Raw genomic sequence first — 15,409 nt, 5'->3', positions numbered from 1 at the left:
ACTCCGGAAAATGAACGATGACGCGCTGTTTTTCTCAGTCAACGCGGGGCAGGGCGACGCCGATCAGCACGTCTTTGGTCACCAGCGTCTGAAGCTGCTCCTCACTCATGTGTTCGGAGCCTTCAGGCCTGACCGGCAACACCAGGTAGCGGCTTTCGGCGCTGGTATCCCAAACCTTGACCACCACTTCGCTCGGCAGCTCTGTGCCCAGTTCGCGCAGTACGGTGCGTCCCTCCCGGACCAGGCGCGCACGAAACTCGAAGCCCTTGTACCACTCCGGCGGCAGCCCCAGGACGGGCCAGTTGGTGCAGGAGCACAGGCTGCACACAATCACGTTTTTCACACCCGGCGTGTCTTCCAGCGCAACGATGTATTCACCCTGCGGGCCGGTATAGCCAAATTGGGCGCACGCAGCGGTACCGTCCTTTAGCAGCAGTTCGCGGAACTGTGGGTCGGTCCAGGCTTTGGCCACTACTCGAGCACCGTTCTGCGGGCTCCATTCGTGTGCCATCAGCTGTGTCATGTGCTCAATGTAACCGTCGGGGACCAGTTCTTTTTGCTTGAGCACCTGCAGGAGTGCCTGTGCTCGTTCGCCCGGCGTTGATGGGTTCTTTTCGTACGTGGTCATCAGGTTGACTCCTCATCGTTGAGCTTCCAGGCAGCGCCTGGCGGCCTATTCTTTTTGCGCTGCAGGGGACAAAACCAGCTATCTGTTTTTCCAGTCAAACGACGCCTCGAACGCCGCGGCCGCCTGGTAAATCGTGCCTTCGGCATAGTGCTTGCCAACCAGCATCAGCCCGACCGGTAAGCCGTCTACCAGCCCGCAGGGAATCGACATGGCAGGATGGCCGGTGATGTCCTGGGCGCAAGCATTGCCGATCATTTCCAGCGCTCCGGCCACGTACTCGGTGATCGAGCAGCCTGGCTGCGGGTGGGGCTGGGCAAGGATCGGGACGGTCGGCATCACCAGCAAGTCATAGCGCGCCAATGCCGCGTCATAAGCGGCGCGTGTGAGGCGCCTGAGGTTTTGCGCCTTGGCGTAGTAACGGCCGTTGTAGCGCTCCAGACCGTATTGACCGACGAACATGCACAGCTTGAGAGAGGCGGACAGGTCATTCGCCTGATCGCGCCATCCGGCCTGCTTGTCCAGCAACCCGAGGTCATACAGCCCTTCCCAGTTAAAGCCGGCCCCATTGCCGTGCATCATCTGCATGGTCAGGCCTTCACAGCCGATGGGGTGCCACAACGAACCGGCAATCTTGTGCTCAGGCACCGAGACCTCTTCGACGTGCGCGCCCAGCCGCGAAAACGCTGCGATGGCAGTGCGCACAGAGGCGGCCACACGCGGGTCCTGGTTGGCCAATTCAAACCCTTCTCGCAGGACGCCGATCCTCAACCGGCTCACACCGCGTTCCAGGTAATCGCTGTAAGCGTCGACCCGGGGCGCGGCTTGTCGCGGATCCAGCCCATCCGTTCCCGCCATGACCTCCAGCATCAAGGCGTTGTCGCGCACGTTTGCCGTGATGGGGCCGGCATGATCGATAGTCGCCTCGATGGCCATGATCCCGGTGTAAGGCACCAGTCCGTGGGTGGGCTTCATCCCGTAAGTGCCACAGAATGCGGAAGGAATTCGGATTGACCCGCCCTGGTCACCGCCGACTGCCAGGTCGACCTCGCCCGCGGCAACCAGTGCTGCGCTGCCGGAAGACGAGCCACCCGAGGCGAATCCATGGCGATAGGGGTTGTGCACCGGCGCAGGATCGGAGGTGTGACTGCCACCGGACAGGCAATAATGTTCGCAGGTTGCCTTGCCGAGGATGGTTGCGCCGGCATCCAGCAATCGGGTGACTACCGTGGCATCGAATGATGGAATGAAGCCCTCAAGTGGCTTGGCACCATTCATCATGGGCACGCCCGCCAGTGAAATATTATCCTTGAGTGCAACCGTTTTACCCGCCAGTTTGCCTTCGCGGGCACCGTTGACTTCCGTTCGGAAGTACCAGGCGTTGAGCGGGTTGTGTGCGGGCGAGGGGCGATAGCCCGAGCTGCGTTCGTAACGAACCGGCGGGATGAAGTCGGGCAGCTCGTCAACCAGGTCATAAGCGTCGAAGCTGGGTTGCATAAGCGCCAGGTATTCACCGGCTTGCTCCGCGCTGAGCTGCATGTGCAGGCCGCTCGAGATATCCAATAGCTGTTCAAGGGTAGGGCGTACGATTGCCATGGTTGAGCTGTCCTTATCGTAAGTGGCCGAAGAGCACTGCATGCTCTCAATATCAGCGGGCCAGGGGCTCAAGATAATCCGCGCGTCCAGTCCCAGGCTTGGTTGAGAAAGACATCGACTTGGCTGAGGCGGACACCCCTGCGCAAAGGCGCCAAGTGGGCGCGATCGCGGACCCTTGCGTTAAAAAATGTGCGCGTAACGCATATTGATGCGCAAGTCTTCCTGGGTGCCGTTGTCCACCGAGAGGTCCTTGCCCAATTGCAGTTGGATCTGGTCCTGTGGGGTGACGAATTTGGTGGCGGTGAGACGCAAGTTGGTGGTGCCCAACTCGTTATCCTGATTGACGTGCTCGACGTTCGTCTCACCGCCCCAGGTGCGCCCGACGCCGATACCAAACGTGGTGGTGGCGTCTGGCATGTAACGCCCCATGATCTGTGCTGCATAGGAAACGTCCTGCTTCAAGCGGTCGGCATTTGCACCGTAATCAGTGTTGTCGCCATACCAGGTAGCGCCGCCGACCAGGTCCATAGCCCATTTTTCGGTGAAGTGTTTGACGTAGGCGCTCTGCAGTTCGAATTTCCAGCGGTTCTCTCCGATATTGAGCGGGTCGTCCTTGTCATACGTGCCCGTCGGCACATACAGGTAGGGGGCGATACTGAGCGTGTCTCGGGCTTCGTTGAACCGCCATTTGACCGGGGCGGTGAGGGTCAAGTCGCCAACGCCGCGAGCATTGCCCAGGGCTGAGGCGTCACCTGCGCTGGAGACGTGCCCGAAAGGCAACAGGAATTGCGGGTCGATGGTGACGGTGTCACTGAGTGCGTAGACATGGAGCAGACGAAGGATGCCGATGTCCGAGCTCACCTTGAAGTCAGAGCTGACCTTATGTCCGTTGGTGTAGGCCGAGTCCGTGGTGGCGTGCTGGTAATAAATCACACCGATAGTAGCGCCGACCGGATATTGCTCATAATCGCCGGGAGCGACTTCACCGGCGTTCGCGTGAAGCGCGGGCAACAGGGTGGAGAGTGTCAGCAGGCGGATCTTATTCATCGTCTATTCCTCGCACAGGGAGACCGGGCCACCCGAGACGGGTGGCTGGGAGGCAGAAGGTGGGGCGTTAAACGCCGATGGCGCTCAGGCTGTTGGCGGCAGTGCGTCGCGCAACATGCCGGTCTGCGAGTGACAGTTGATGTACTCGAATACCTGGCTCTTGGCGTCCGACACGGACACTTCGTGGTACAGCCTTAACTTCTTCAAGCCCGCAGCCACGCGGAAGAACGTCACGAAGATACGCAGGTGAGTAGGGTGGGATTCTGCCCAGCGTTCGAGTTTTTCCACCGAGCGCCAGTGACCGATGTTGTAGCTCAGGTCGAGAAAGTTGCCGTCCAGATCGATATTGCGTACGAACCGGTTGCTGTAGCAGCCCAGCGGTTGGCCGTTGTCACGCAGGAAGTCCATACCGTCCTGCAAGGTCGGCAAAATTTCGTCAAGGTAGAGCGAGCGTTCCTCGGCCTCGGCGTCCGCCCAGTCCTGGCCAGAACGAATCAGCGTGAGGTTGTCATGCCCCAGGACGACGACCCGTCCTCCCTGGGCAGGGTCGCCCGCGATCACTTGCAGTTCGCTCGTGGGCTTCATCCAGTCGGTCTGGGAGATCGGGAAGCGGTCGCGCATCGAGCCCCAGTAACCGTGCTCTTCGATCTCTCCACTGGTCGCATCCATCACCGCGCCGACACCGGGCAGGTTCTCCTGGAAGGCGTACAGCGTCTCGAACTGCTCGGCGCGCGGGGCGGTGATTTCGCGGAAATAGCCAAGGCCTTCACCGAGGCGCTGCGGCGAGCACCACCAGTCATTCACCTGGGGTGAGCGCAACCAGCGACAGTGGGCAGCAGGATCTCTCCAGTACCCGACCACCATCAAATTATCAAAGCCGCTGCTGTCGGTGTGATGGGTCAAATCATGGGTGTGCGGGCCATCGACCAGGCCGAAACTGCCGACGATGTGACGCATTGCCTGCAATGCAGCCTCGCGCTGGGCATCGCCGCGATATTGCACGCCGAGATAAGCCATCACCACGTGTTCCAGTTGTTCGTCAGCGCGCGCGACCCACATCGGGAACGGCGGTTGATACTCGTCGGGCACACGGCGGGACAGGGTGCGTGGGCATTTGAGATGTGTGTCGATTGCAGATTCCATCTTGAGCTCCTCGTTATTTTCGTTCAGGCCTGCGGGTGGGCATCAGCGCGTCGGCGGCAGGTCGTGCTTGGCGACCTGCCGTCGGTGCAGCAGCTTCATGGCCCCCCATTCAATCAACCAATAAGCCGACGCTTCAGGCGCGAGGTCGCGCCTTTGCAGAAGCCAAAGGGAGTCAGCCAGTCGTTGTGAAGAGTGTTGGTGCATGGCGTGCCTCATCAGCGGGGTATGAGCTGCTGTGAGGTGGAAATTAGGCTGGGTGATGAGGCGGCGCTTTGTTCGGCGAGACAATCGTTTGGTTGGCAAAGACAACGCTGAAACCGACGTTCCCCGTGGCCCGCACTGGTGCACCTGATTCGCTGGGGTGAGGTGCTGTGCCCTTAAATGGTGAAGGCCGTGGAGCGCGACAGCCTCCCGGGCACAGCGAAAGTTGCGATTGACATCACAGGGCAGCGCACCTGCGCAGGCCTGCCACTGCGCTTGGCCTGTTATTTGCTGCGCATGCCTGAAAATGGGCCGCACGTTTCAACTTCTCAAGCGCCTGTTGCATCGTTGTCGAGGTCAGTGTCATGAATCCGAGCGCTCAGTATTCGACCCTTGCCGTTCCCGCAGCACGTCGGTTTGATTATTGGAAAGAAGTGGTCTGCCGGCATTGCCTGGCGGCCGATAGCAAACCCTTGTCCCAGAGCAGCTTTGATGGCGCGCTCGCCATCAATACGGTCGGCGAGCTGGACATCTGTTCGCTGTCATCGCCGATGCATCACTGGGAGCGTTCCGAGCGGCACCTGCGCAGCGGTCCGGCCGAGGATTTATGGTTGGGTTTCGCTCGAAATGGCCACGGCCAAATAGAACAAGGTGCCAGAAAAGCCAGCCTGGCAATGGGTGATTTGTTTCTTTATGACGCAACTCAAGCGTTTCGCTTCAGCCTGGGTGGTACCGAAAACCACTTGATCCGTATTCCGCGAGCGTTGCTTACCGAGCGTTTGCCGCGTATTGCGGAGTTCACCGCAATGGTCCTCGACGACCGGCGCCCTGGTGTAGTTCCGTTACGCGAAATGTTGCATCAGGCCGCGAGCACGCCAGCGTCGTTGCAGGATGAGCGCATCTCCAAGCGTTACTCAAGTGCTTTACTGGACCTGCTTGTGATCAGCCTGGAACTCCAGGACCTGAAGACGAGCCATCAGGAGATGGACCTCTACGGCCGCATTATGAAGTACATCCAGCGACACCTGGCCGAGCAGGACCTGTCCATTGAAGCCATCGCCAAGGCCCACAACGTGTCCACCCGAACCGTTACGCGGGCCTTCGCACGCTACCAGAAAACCCCCGTTGCAGAGATCTGGAAAGAGCGCCTGAATGCCAGCCGTGAAGCAATTGAACGCGGCCAGGTACGCAGTGTGTCCGAGGCGGCGCTGGACTTCGGGTTTTCTGACTTTTCTCATTTCAGCCATGCGTTTCGCAAGGCGTTTGGTGTGGCGCCGAATACGCTTTTACGCCGCAATTGAAGGAAGTGCTGGGGCTTAGACTGGGAGCATCTTTTTCAAACCATCCAAAGCAAACCTCCGGATGTGCCCCGAACCGGTCATCCACTGGAAGGGTATGGATTTCCCTGGTTTATGGAAAAGCAGAAAGAAATAGATGCTCAGCCTGCTCGGGCAACGCCTAAAGGCTATCGGGGTCGTGAGTACATTTCAACTTGCGACTACGGAATGGGCCTGTGCCACTTGTGTATTGCTAAGGCGACCCCTGAAGACGAAAGGTATGGTCCTAGTATTGAGACCAATTATGAAAGCTACCTCGATCAAGTGATGTTTGATCTGAAGGTAGATCAGAGAACCGCTCGCGCCGAGGTGATGCACGTCCTGAGGTTAAGCCGGTGGCGGCGGGATGGGGGGCTGGTCAAGCAGGACAATGCTGAAAGCGTCGGTACCTTATCCTGGCAAAATCCCCGACCTGCGCTGGTTGTTTGGCGCTGCCAGCAAGTCCAAGGCGCGTACCGAACTGATCGTGCTGATTACCCCGCGTGTCAGCACCAGCAGGCAGTCACGCCAGGTCACGGATGACTATCGCCAGCAGATGCAGTTGCTAAAGGTTGAGCCGCTTCGCGCTCGCCTGCGATGATCCAGGCAGAGTAATAGGCAGGTAGCCTCAACGGTGAGGCTTTGGTGAAATGAGACGTCCTACAAAAGGCGAGCGAGCTTGCCCGTCTCACTATCCATTTTCGGCACAAATGCGCGACCTGTCCTGAGTTCGGAATGGAACTTGCGTTGTAGGTGACCTGTAAGCCTTGTAACTGAAAAAGGTCAGGTCCATGCACAACAAAAATGAGCTGATGCCGACGGTTTCCAGCAGGGTGCGGACGGCATCGCCCCTCCAGCGTTTCCTGACGAGTGACATCGATGAGCACGCTCGGAACATGCCCGGCTGGGAGCTTCGCTATGATCAGTTATCGCCGGGGATCTTTGAAGGCGAGCTGACCGAGTTCCGTTTGGACTGGATGCAACTGGCACGCGACCGCTCTAATCAGGCCATGATCAAGAGCGGATCGGCTTGGGAAGGGTCAATCACTTTCAGCTTGCCGTTGAGTGCTGACGGCCCGGTGTACTGCTCGGGGCATCCGATTCACGACCCCAGCCTGTTGGTCGTCCACGGGCATAACCTGCCCGAGATACACACTCCCCAACACCTTGACTTGCTCAACGTGGCGATTGACGAGCGCGTGTTGGAATATGTCCTGGAGCGCCAGGGCAGCGCCTTTCGAATTACCGATATTCCCAAGTGTTACCGCCTGGGTGACTCGACTGTGCAGTATGAACTTACGGCATTGTTCGATGAACTGGCCGGTCGCGATCAAGGGCGTGATGCATTGCTGGGGCACGACGCGATCCGCCGCGGCATACGCGACACAGTGATGCTGCATGTGCTGGAACTGATTGCGCCGGATCAGGCGCCGCCCCTCAACCCCACCGCGCGTAAAAGGATGGTCGACCGCGCTCGCGAATACGCGCTGAGCCATCTCGACGAGCCGTTGTCGATCCTGGACCTGTGCAACCACATCGGCGCCAGCCGGCGCAAACTCCAGTACTGTTTCCAGGAAACCCTGGGGATCAACCCGGTGGCATATTTGCGCGCATTGCGCCTCAATGCAGTGCGACGTGAACTGCGAGCGGGCACGCCACCGGAAGGTGTTCAGGCCGTGGCGGCACGCTGGGGGTTCTGGCATCTGAGCCGGTTCTCTGGCGATTACCGCACCCTGTTTGGCGAAAGCCCTTCGCAGACCCTGCGGCGTACTCAACTCTGCTGAAAACGGATAACCCGCTCACGGCGTTGCTCAATAGGATGGCCCACACCACTTGATGGGAGGGGTATTCGATGATCAACAACAATAATGCAAACGCCGTACGTCTGACGCTGTTCACCCTGGGCCTGCTCGGTTGCTGTGCCGGCGCCCAGGCCACCGAGAACGGCGCGCCGACCACAGCGGTCGGTGTGTATGACTTCGGTGCAGGGATGATGCCACCGGCCACGCCTTATGGGACCGTTGGGCTGCGAACGGGGTTCTATTCGGCCAATGTGCAGAAGGACCGCAGCGGGCGCGCGGTCGACAACCATCTTTCACTGGATGTGCTGTCCATCGCAGTGGCCTATATGCACATGACGGATCACACCGTGTTGGGCGCAAGCTACGGCTACGGGATGGTGGTGCCGTTTTTCAAGATGGACGCTTCCATGAAGGTCCAGACATCGGTCGGGCCGTTGCACCTGGAAGCCGACCCGTTTCGACTGGCCGACGTGCAGTTTTTGCCGGTGATCCTGCAATGGAATCTATCGCCGAATCTGTTCATCAACACCCAATTGCAGATCCAGGCGCCCACCGGCGACTACGACAAGAATCGCCTGGTATCTCCAGGGCTCAACCACTGGGCGTTCTCGCCGATCGTCAACGCTACTTACATCACCGACAGTGGCTTCGAGGTGTCTTCAAGCTTTGAAGTCGACGTCAACACCCGCAACCCCGCGACCGACTACAAAAACGGTGTCGAGTACCGCCACGAATTTGCTGTGGGCCAACACGTGGGGCCTTGGACCCTGGGCCTGGGCGGTTACTACTACCGCCAATTCAGCGATGACGACGCGCCGGGGCTGCAATCGGGCAACCGTGCACGGGTGTTGGCGGTCGGGCCAGCGGTGAGCTACATCGCGCCCGGGCTGCCGCCCATCTGGCTGCATGCCTACAAGGAAACAGATGCCCGCAACCGCGCCGAGGGTTACACCGTGGCGCTGCGTATTTCTCAAAGTTTCTGAGGGGCTGGCCATGAACCCATTCCGTTCTGATTGTGCGTTACCCCGTCAAGCCATCGGGCGTCGCGAAGGGCTGGTGCTGATGCTGGGCAGTAGCTTGACCGTCATGGGCGCGGTCATGGTGGCGCCGGTGCTGCCCAAGCTTGGCGCCGAGTTTGGCCCGCTGGAATCGCGCGCCGACTTGCTGGTGCCGCTGGTGGTCACCGGGCCGGCACTGGCGATTGCATTGTGCGCGCCGTTGGCCGGATGGTTGGCCGACCGGGTAGGGCGCAAGCCCCTCCTGATCATCGCCACTCTCTTGTATGCCGTGCTCGGCGCGCTGCCGGCAGTACTCGATCATTTGCCGACCATCGTGGGTATACGTCTGTTGTTCGGCTGCGCCGAAGCTGCGGTCATGACCTGCTGCGCTGCGCTGATCGCCGACTATTGGCACGGCGAGGAGCGCATGCATTACGTCAATCGGCAAGTGGTGACCATCGGGCTGGTGGGGGCGCTGTTCTTCGTGGTGGGTGGGGCGCTGGGCGAACATTCCTGGCGCCAGCCGTTCCTGCTGTACCTGCTGCCGTTGCTGCTGGTGCCCGCGATGTTGAAGGTGCTTTGGGAACCCGGGGCCAGCCGGCAATCCCTTGATGTGCCTGACGAGGGGCGGGTGGCGATGCTGTCCTTGGTGCTCGGTTACCTGCTGATTCTCAGCGGTATGGTCCTGACGTTTGTCGTACCAATCCAGGCGCCGATTCTGCTGGTCGGCCTGGGCGTGACGTCGAGCACACTGATCGGGCTGTCGGCGGGGTTGAGCCTGCTGGCGACCCTCGGCGGTTCGCTGGCCTGGCCGCTGCTGCGCCGCCGCATCGGTATCGCCGGTTGCAATGCGTTGCTCCTGACATTACTGGGGGCGGGACTGTGGCTGCTGATGCGCGGGCAAAGCTACAACGCGGTATTGCTGGCGGTGCTGATTCACGGCCTGGGCGCCGGGCTGCTGGTGCCCAACGCGATGGCACCGGTGATGAATGCCTTGACTGCCAGGACCCGCGGGCGCGGTTTGGGCGGCTTCACCGCCTGTCTGTATTTCGGCCAATTTGTCAGCCCGTTGGTGGTGGCGCTGCTGAGTGCCTACTCGGGCGACCTGCGCCTTTCCATCCTATGGCTGGCCTTCGCCAGTGTGGCTTCGGCCCTGGTCTGGGCGCTCGCAGGCCTGCAAGCGCGACGCAAGACGGCTCCCCGTACTTTCGGCTCAAGTCATTCGTAATCAAGAGGAGATCAAAATGGACATCCACAACCTGCTGGACACCGAAGACGCCACGGGATTGGCCGAGTGGCTCCGGCGCGGTGAGCTACAACCCGGCGAACTGCTGGAGGCGGTCATCGATCGCATCGAACGGGTCGAACCGCAGCTCAACGCCGTGGCCGAGCGCTTGTACGATTCGGCCCGTGAGGCCGCACGCACAACGCGGTCCGGTGACGGGGTGTTTGCCGGCGTGCCGACCTTGATCAAGGACCTGTTCTCACCGGTCAACGGCGCGGCGATGACCAATGGTTCCCGGGCGCAGGGAGGCGCGCGCGCCCACTTCGACGCAGAACTCGTGACGCGTTTGCGCCGTGCCGGTTGTGTGATTGTCGGCACCAGCACCTCGCCCGAATTCGGCACCTCGTACTCCACCGAGTCCACGCGCTTTGGTGCCACCCGCAACCCCTGGAACATCAGCCACAGCGCGGGCGGCTCCAGCGGCGGCGCGGCAGCCCTGGTGGCGGCGCGCGTCGTGCCGTTCGCCCATGGCAACGACGGCGGTGGGTCGTTGCGCGTACCGGCTTCGTGCTGTGGGGTGTTCGGCCTCAAGCCGAGTCGCGGGTTGTTGCCTTCGGGGCCGATGATCGGCGAAGGCTGGGCGGGGATGGGCACGCCCCATGCCATCACCTTGTCGGTACGGGACAGTGCCGCGTTGCTGGATGCGACGGCGGGTATCGACCTGGGCGCGCCGTATGCCGCGCCCTTGCAGGCACAGCCCTATGTCTCGGCGCTGCAACGCGATCCACGACCGTTGCGTATTGCGCTGGTGGAGCAACTCGGGCCGTGGTCGACGTCCAGCACGGTGCTTGAGTCCGTGCGCGCGACGGCCAGGCTGTGCGAATCCCTGGGTCACCGTGTCGAGCCGGTGAACCTGCCGGTGGTGCTGACGGAATTTCTCGATCAGGTCTTTACCATCATTGGCGCCAGCACCCGTCACTATGTCGACGTCTTGGGCCAGATGCGCGGCTTCGTGGTGCAGCCCGAGGAACTGGAAGCCCGTACTCGGATCATCTTGCGCAGCAAGGGCGAGGTCAGCGGTGCGCAGTACGCCGGCGCGGTGGAGTGGATCCATGCCTTGGGCCGTCAACTGGCGGTGTTCATGCAGGACTACGACCTGATCCTCACACCCACCCTGGCCCGTGAACCCGTATTGATCGGCGAGCTGGACCTGCAGGATGACCGCCTGAGCCTGGATGAGTTGATCGAGCGCTTCCATAGCTACTCGCCGTTCACCGCGCTGTTCAATGCCAGCGGGCAACCGGCGATGTCGGTACCGTTGCACTGGAGCGCGGCCGGGCTGCCGATGGGCGCGCACTTCGCCGCTCGTTTCGGAGAGGAACATACCCTGTTCGCCCTCGCCGCACAGTTGGAACGGGCCCAGCCCTGGCGGCAGCGGATACCGCCGATCAATGCCTATGCCGCGCGCTAACCGGCCGGTTGGATTGGCAGCCCTTGCTAATGCCAGTCAGTTAAGGAGGAACACTGTAACTGTGGCAAACCCGCTCGCTACAGGTTATTAGTCGCCCGTTCTATCTCTTAACTGACCGGGCATAGCTTTCCCGCCGCCATGAGCTGGATTTCGCTGCGCAGGAGGTCGATCTGTTGGTGGATGGGGCCGTCGCGGATAACATCACGCTCTCGCCGCTGGTCGGTTTCTACAAGTCGCAGCAATGGCTGGGGAACGGTGGCCGGCAGAGCCGCGACGCATCCACCAGCACGTACATGCAGTTCATTGCGTGGGCGACGTTGTGATTCGTCATTGAGGTTTGTTGCGGGTCCGAGCAGGCGTTGACGTTTTGCGTCAACGCCTCATCCTGTCAGAGCATGCGGCGCAACACGTCGTTGCGCGGGTCGCGGTCGTAGAAGCGGTGCTTGAGGGCGCCCGCCACATGCAGCACGATCAGGACCAGCAACGTGTAGGCGAGGACTTTGTGCAGCCATTGGAACACCGCGAACCAATCGTCATTCTTTGGCAACAGCTCCGGCAGGTTAACCCCAAAAAAGAACACCCCGTCGCTCATTGTGTAGGTGCTCGACATCGAATAGCCCATCAACGGCACGATCACCAGCAGTACATACATGACGCGCTGGGTCAGGCGGGACAGGAACCGTTCATACCCCGCCAGGGTTTCCAGTGGCTGCGGCAGCTTGGGGGTGCGAAAACGCACGGCGAGCTGAGTCAGGACCACCAGGAACGTCAACACCCCGAAGGACTTGTGCCACGGATAATAGAGCTCGAATTTGCTCGCCACTTCATCGTTCATGCCGGTCATGTGCCAGCCGACCCACAGCAAGCCCAGGACGAGCACGGCACGCACCCAGTGCAACACGCGCAGGGAGGTCGGGTACCGATCGATTGTCGGTTGATCTATTGGGTTCATATCAGGCTCTCCACGGAGCGAAGCACGGTTCAATGGCCACCCTCAACGTTGAAGGGTGGCTCGGTCAGGACAGCGCGTGCGCTCAGCCCGGCAGCAGCACGGTGATGACTTTCTCCTCGGTGTAGGCCAGCGCGCCGCTGAACCCGCCTTCGCGCCCGATGCCGCTGGTCTTGACACCGCCCCAGGGCAGATTGGCGTCCAAGGGGCTCCAGCAGTTGATGCCCACGGCGCCGGCTTTAATCGCCGCCGCGACACGGTGCGCCCGCACCAGGTCGCTGGTCCAGACCGTGGCCGCGAGGCCGTAGCTGCTGTCGTTGGCCAGGGCGATCGCTTCATCTTCGCTGTCGAACGTAATGAGTGTGCCGACGGGACCGAAGATCTCGTCTCGGGCGATGTCCATGTCGTTGCGGGCGTTGGCGAAGATGGTCGGCCGCACGAACCAGCCCTGCTCAGGGGCCGATACGCCGCCGGCCAGCAGGGTTGCGCCTTGGTCGATGCCCAATTGAATGTAGCGGTTGACGCGATCGAATTGCGCCTTCTTGGCCACCGGACCCATCTGTACGCCGGGCGTTCGAGGATCGCCGACGTTCACCGCCTGTGCGGCCTCGGCCAGCGCGGCGCCGAAACGTTCGGCGAGGCTGCGCTGCACCAGGATCCGCGAACCGGCTGCACACACCTGGCCCTGGTTGGCGAAAAGACCGAGCGTACAGCCGCGCAGGGCGTCGTCGAAGGAGGCATCGTCAAACACAATCTGTGGGCTCTTGCCGCCCAGCTCCAAGGCCACGCGCTTGAACAACACACCGGCGGTGCGCTGGATCTCGCGCCCGGCCTCGGGGCTGCCGGTGAAGCTGATCTTGGCGACATCCGGATGCTCGCACAGGGCGCGACCCACTTCATTGCCGTAGCCGGTGACCACGTTGATCACGCCGTCCGGGAAGCCGGCTTCCTGCGCCAGCAGTGCCAGGTGCAAGGCTGACTGCGGGGTTTCTTCCGATGGTTTGATCACGACGGTACAGCCTGCCGCCAGCAACGCGGCGAGCTTCCACACCGTGATCATCAGCGGCGAGTTCCAGGGCACGATGGCACCTACTACGCCAACGGGTTCGCGCACCGTGTACGACAGGGTTTTGGTGCCGAAGTAGCCACCGGTGGGAATGGTACGACCTTCGAGTTGGTTGGCCCAGCCGGCGGCGGCGCGCAGGTTGGCAATCGCGTTGGGCAGGTCCATTCGGCGCGGTTCGATGGGGGAGCGTCCGATAGCGTTGGCGTCCAGATCGGCCAGCCGTTCACTGTCGCGCTCAACCAGGTCGGCCAGTTTTGACAACAGTCGGCCACGCTGGGCGCCGTCGAGTTGGCTCCACTCGCCACCATCGAGTTGCCGGCGTGCAGCCGCCACGGCACGGTCCACGTCCTCGCGGGTGCCGCGCGCGGAGCTGCCATACACCTGCTCGGTCACGGGGCTGACCAGGTCGATACGACGACGGTCGAAGGCTTCGCAGGACGCACCTTCGATGAAATGATTCAAGTGCTCAGTCATGTTGCGGTCCTCGAATAGTGGGCAGGTTCACGCCTTGAGGGACGCCAGGGCGTCGCCGAAGATGTCCAGTGCCTTGAAGAACAGTTCGCGGGAGATCGTCAGCGAGGGCATCACGCGCATCACGTTGCTGTAGCGGCCACAGGGAATCATCAGCACGCCGTGGTTGAGCAGGTAGCCCATCAGTTGGCCGATCTTCTCGCCCGCCAGGGGCGCCTTGGTGAGCGGGTCTTCGATCAGTTCGATGCCTATCATCAAGCCGCGCCCGCGCACTTCACCGACCAACGGGCTGTTGAAACCGCGAATATGCGCTTGTGCCTCGAGCCCCAGCGTGTGGGCGCGGTTGAGCAGGTCGAGTTCTGGATCCTGGAGGATGCTGATGTTGGTCAGTGCCACCGCGGCCGACAACGAGTTGGCGGCGAATGTGTTGGGCATGGAACCGTCGGGGATCTTCGCCGCCAGGTCGGAGCGCATGATCAGGCCGGCCATAGGCAGGTCGCTGCCGATGCCTTTGCCGAAGGTGAGCATGTCGGGCTTCACGCCGGAGTGTTCGACCGCCCACATTTTGCCGGTGCGGCCCGCGCCGGACTGCACTTCATCGACGATCAGCAGTGTGCCGCTGCGGTCGCAGGCTTTGCGCAGCAATTGCAGGAATTGCGGCGATGGGGGCACGTAGCCGCCTTCGCCCTGTACCGGTTCCACGATCACGGCCGCCACGTCATCGGCGGCGGTGTAGGGCGTGTTCAACAGGTAGTCGATGTACTCGCCGGCGATCTGCTCGGCGCTTTTGTGGGTGGTGTCGAAGGGGAAGCGGTAGGCGTAAGGGTAGGGCGCATGAATCACTCCGCCCATCTGCGCACCGAAGCCCTTGCGGTAGGCCGTGCCGGTGGTCAGCGAACCCGAAGCGTTCCATACGCCGTGGTAACCGCCGTGGAAGGCGATGATCTGGTGCCGCCCGGTGATGCGCTTGGCAAACTTGATCGCCGCTTCCAGTGCATCACTGCCGCTTTGTGTAAAGAAGGTGATGCAGTCGCCACGCAAACCGTCGGGCGCGATTTCGGACAGCTTGGCGGCCAGCTCGGTACGCCGGGTGCTGTTGATTTCCAGGGCATGCATCAGCACTTCGGACTGTTCGCGAATCGCCTGCACCACTTTGGGGTGGCAGCGGCCTACGCTGCTGACACCGACGCCGGCGGACAGGTCGATGTAGGTGTTGCCGTCCGGGTCCTTGAAGGTTGCGCCGAAGGCACGGTCCATGGCGATCGGCATGCGTCCGCCGCCGCGTGCCATCGACTCGGTACGCGCCGAAAGCGCCAGGGCCTCGCACGTTTTGGGGCCGGGGAGCGTGCTGGAGGTGATGTGCGGTGCATCGGCGAAATGCAGGGCAGCAAGCTTGGCTTCACTCATGACGGATTCTCTGCGATGTTGATTGATGTGGCCTGATCATCTACGCGACGCGGGTAAGGCTGGTAGCCCGAATCGGCACATGTGGGGCGCCG

12 protein-coding genes and 1 pseudogene are annotated in these 15,409 nt (G+C 61.5%); 6 read left to right on the top strand and 7 right to left on the bottom strand.

The window, feature by feature from the left end:
- Positions 1-34: 34 nt before the first annotated feature.
- The 4 genes from nthA to AOA59_RS23670 form a co-directional block, all read right to left on the bottom strand.
- Entirely contained in the window at positions 35-628 is a 594-nt protein-coding gene (gene nthA, locus AOA59_RS23685; protein ID WP_099489260.1) for a nitrile hydratase subunit alpha, read from the bottom strand.
- Between the two features lie 78 nt (positions 629-706).
- Positions 707-2,221 carry an amidase gene (locus AOA59_RS23680; RefSeq protein ID WP_099489259.1) on the bottom strand — a complete coding sequence of 505 codons (1,515 nt, stop codon included), beginning with the start codon at positions 2,219-2,221 and terminating at the stop codon, positions 707-709.
- Between the two features lie 180 nt (positions 2,222-2,401).
- On the bottom strand, positions 2,402-3,268 hold the full coding sequence (locus AOA59_RS23675) for a transporter (RefSeq protein ID WP_099489258.1): 867 nt from the start codon (positions 3,266-3,268) through the stop codon (positions 2,402-2,404).
- 84 nt (positions 3,269-3,352) lie between these two features.
- Positions 3,353-4,411 (bottom strand): phenylacetaldoxime dehydratase family protein, encoded by a 1,059-nt coding sequence (locus AOA59_RS23670; RefSeq protein ID WP_099489257.1) that lies wholly within the window; start codon positions 4,409-4,411, stop codon positions 3,353-3,355.
- Positions 4,412-4,977: 566 nt separating this feature from the next.
- Here AOA59_RS23670 and AOA59_RS23665 point away from each other — a divergent pair.
- The 6 genes and pseudogenes from AOA59_RS23665 (at position 4,978) to AOA59_RS23640 (ending at position 11,424) form a co-directional block, all read left to right on the top strand.
- Positions 4,978-5,913, top strand: coding sequence for a helix-turn-helix domain-containing protein (locus AOA59_RS23665; protein WP_099489256.1), 936 nt, complete (start codon positions 4,978-4,980; stop codon positions 5,911-5,913).
- A 384-nt stretch (positions 5,914-6,297) separates the two neighbouring features.
- A pseudogene (locus AOA59_RS23660) lies at positions 6,298-6,529 on the top strand (hypothetical protein); the annotation flags it as partial.
- Between the two features lie 211 nt (positions 6,530-6,740).
- On the top strand, positions 6,741-7,712 hold the full coding sequence (locus AOA59_RS23655) for a helix-turn-helix domain-containing protein (RefSeq protein ID WP_371919086.1): 972 nt from the start codon (positions 6,741-6,743) through the stop codon (positions 7,710-7,712).
- A gap of 68 nt (positions 7,713-7,780) precedes the next feature.
- Complete coding sequence (locus AOA59_RS23650; protein WP_099489254.1) at positions 7,781-8,713, top strand: transporter; 933 nt, start codon at positions 7,781-7,783, stop codon at positions 8,711-8,713.
- A 10-nt stretch (positions 8,714-8,723) separates the two neighbouring features.
- Positions 8,724-9,956: an MFS transporter gene (locus AOA59_RS23645; RefSeq protein ID WP_065930148.1), complete on the top strand. Its 1,233-nt coding sequence runs from the start codon at positions 8,724-8,726 to the stop codon at positions 9,954-9,956.
- A gap of 16 nt (positions 9,957-9,972) precedes the next feature.
- Positions 9,973-11,424, top strand: coding sequence for an amidase (locus AOA59_RS23640; RefSeq protein WP_069787837.1), 1,452 nt, complete (start codon positions 9,973-9,975; stop codon positions 11,422-11,424).
- A gap of 388 nt (positions 11,425-11,812) precedes the next feature.
- On the opposite strand, the gene AOA59_RS23635 is transcribed toward AOA59_RS23640, so the two are convergent.
- The 3 genes from AOA59_RS23635 to AOA59_RS23625 all read right to left on the bottom strand — a co-directional run bounded on the left by AOA59_RS23635 (position 11,813) and on the right by AOA59_RS23625 (position 15,317).
- Positions 11,813-12,376, bottom strand: coding sequence for a cytochrome b (locus AOA59_RS23635; protein WP_065930146.1), 564 nt, complete (start codon positions 12,374-12,376; stop codon positions 11,813-11,815).
- Positions 12,377-12,458: 82 nt separating this feature from the next.
- Positions 12,459-13,913, bottom strand: a complete 1,455-nt coding sequence (locus tag AOA59_RS23630) for an aldehyde dehydrogenase (RefSeq protein ID WP_099489253.1) — start codon at positions 13,911-13,913, stop codon at positions 12,459-12,461.
- A gap of 27 nt (positions 13,914-13,940) precedes the next feature.
- Entirely contained in the window at positions 13,941-15,317 is a 1,377-nt protein-coding gene (locus AOA59_RS23625) for an aspartate aminotransferase family protein (RefSeq protein ID WP_099489252.1), read from the bottom strand.
- Between the last annotated feature and the right edge of the window lie 92 nt (positions 15,318-15,409).

Source organism: Pseudomonas sp. 2822-15, from assembly GCF_002742515.1.
GTDB lineage: Bacteria > Pseudomonadota > Gammaproteobacteria > Pseudomonadales > Pseudomonadaceae > Aquipseudomonas > Aquipseudomonas salomonii.
This window is presented reverse-complemented; position numbering and strand designations above follow the sequence as displayed.

Bases quoted from the DNA above. Each gene is read 5' to 3' on its own strand.
- AOA59_RS23680 (WP_099489259.1), bottom strand. From the start codon at position 2,221: ATGGCAATCGTACGCCCTACCCTTGAACAGCTATTGGATATCTCGAGC.
- AOA59_RS23635 (WP_065930146.1), bottom strand. From the start codon at position 12,376: ATGAACCCAATAGATCAACCGACAATCGATCGGTACCCGACCTCCCTG.
- AOA59_RS23650 (WP_099489254.1), top strand. From the start codon at position 7,781: ATGATCAACAACAATAATGCAAACGCCGTACGTCTGACGCTGTTCACC.
- AOA59_RS23625 (WP_099489252.1), bottom strand. From the start codon at position 15,317: ATGAGTGAAGCCAAGCTTGCTGCCCTGCATTTCGCCGATGCACCGCAC.
- AOA59_RS23670 (WP_099489257.1), bottom strand. From the start codon at position 4,411: ATGGAATCTGCAATCGACACACATCTCAAATGCCCACGCACCCTGTCC.
- AOA59_RS23655 (WP_371919086.1), top strand. From the start codon at position 6,741: ATGCCGACGGTTTCCAGCAGGGTGCGGACGGCATCGCCCCTCCAGCGT.
- AOA59_RS23675 (WP_099489258.1), bottom strand. From the start codon at position 3,268: ATGAATAAGATCCGCCTGCTGACACTCTCCACCCTGTTGCCCGCGCTT.
- AOA59_RS23630 (WP_099489253.1), bottom strand. From the start codon at position 13,913: ATGACTGAGCACTTGAATCATTTCATCGAAGGTGCGTCCTGCGAAGCC.
- AOA59_RS23645 (WP_065930148.1), top strand. From the start codon at position 8,724: ATGAACCCATTCCGTTCTGATTGTGCGTTACCCCGTCAAGCCATCGGG.
- AOA59_RS23640 (WP_069787837.1), top strand. From the start codon at position 9,973: ATGGACATCCACAACCTGCTGGACACCGAAGACGCCACGGGATTGGCC.
- AOA59_RS23665 (WP_099489256.1), top strand. From the start codon at position 4,978: ATGAATCCGAGCGCTCAGTATTCGACCCTTGCCGTTCCCGCAGCACGT.
- nthA (WP_099489260.1), bottom strand. From the start codon at position 628: ATGACCACGTACGAAAAGAACCCATCAACGCCGGGCGAACGAGCACAG.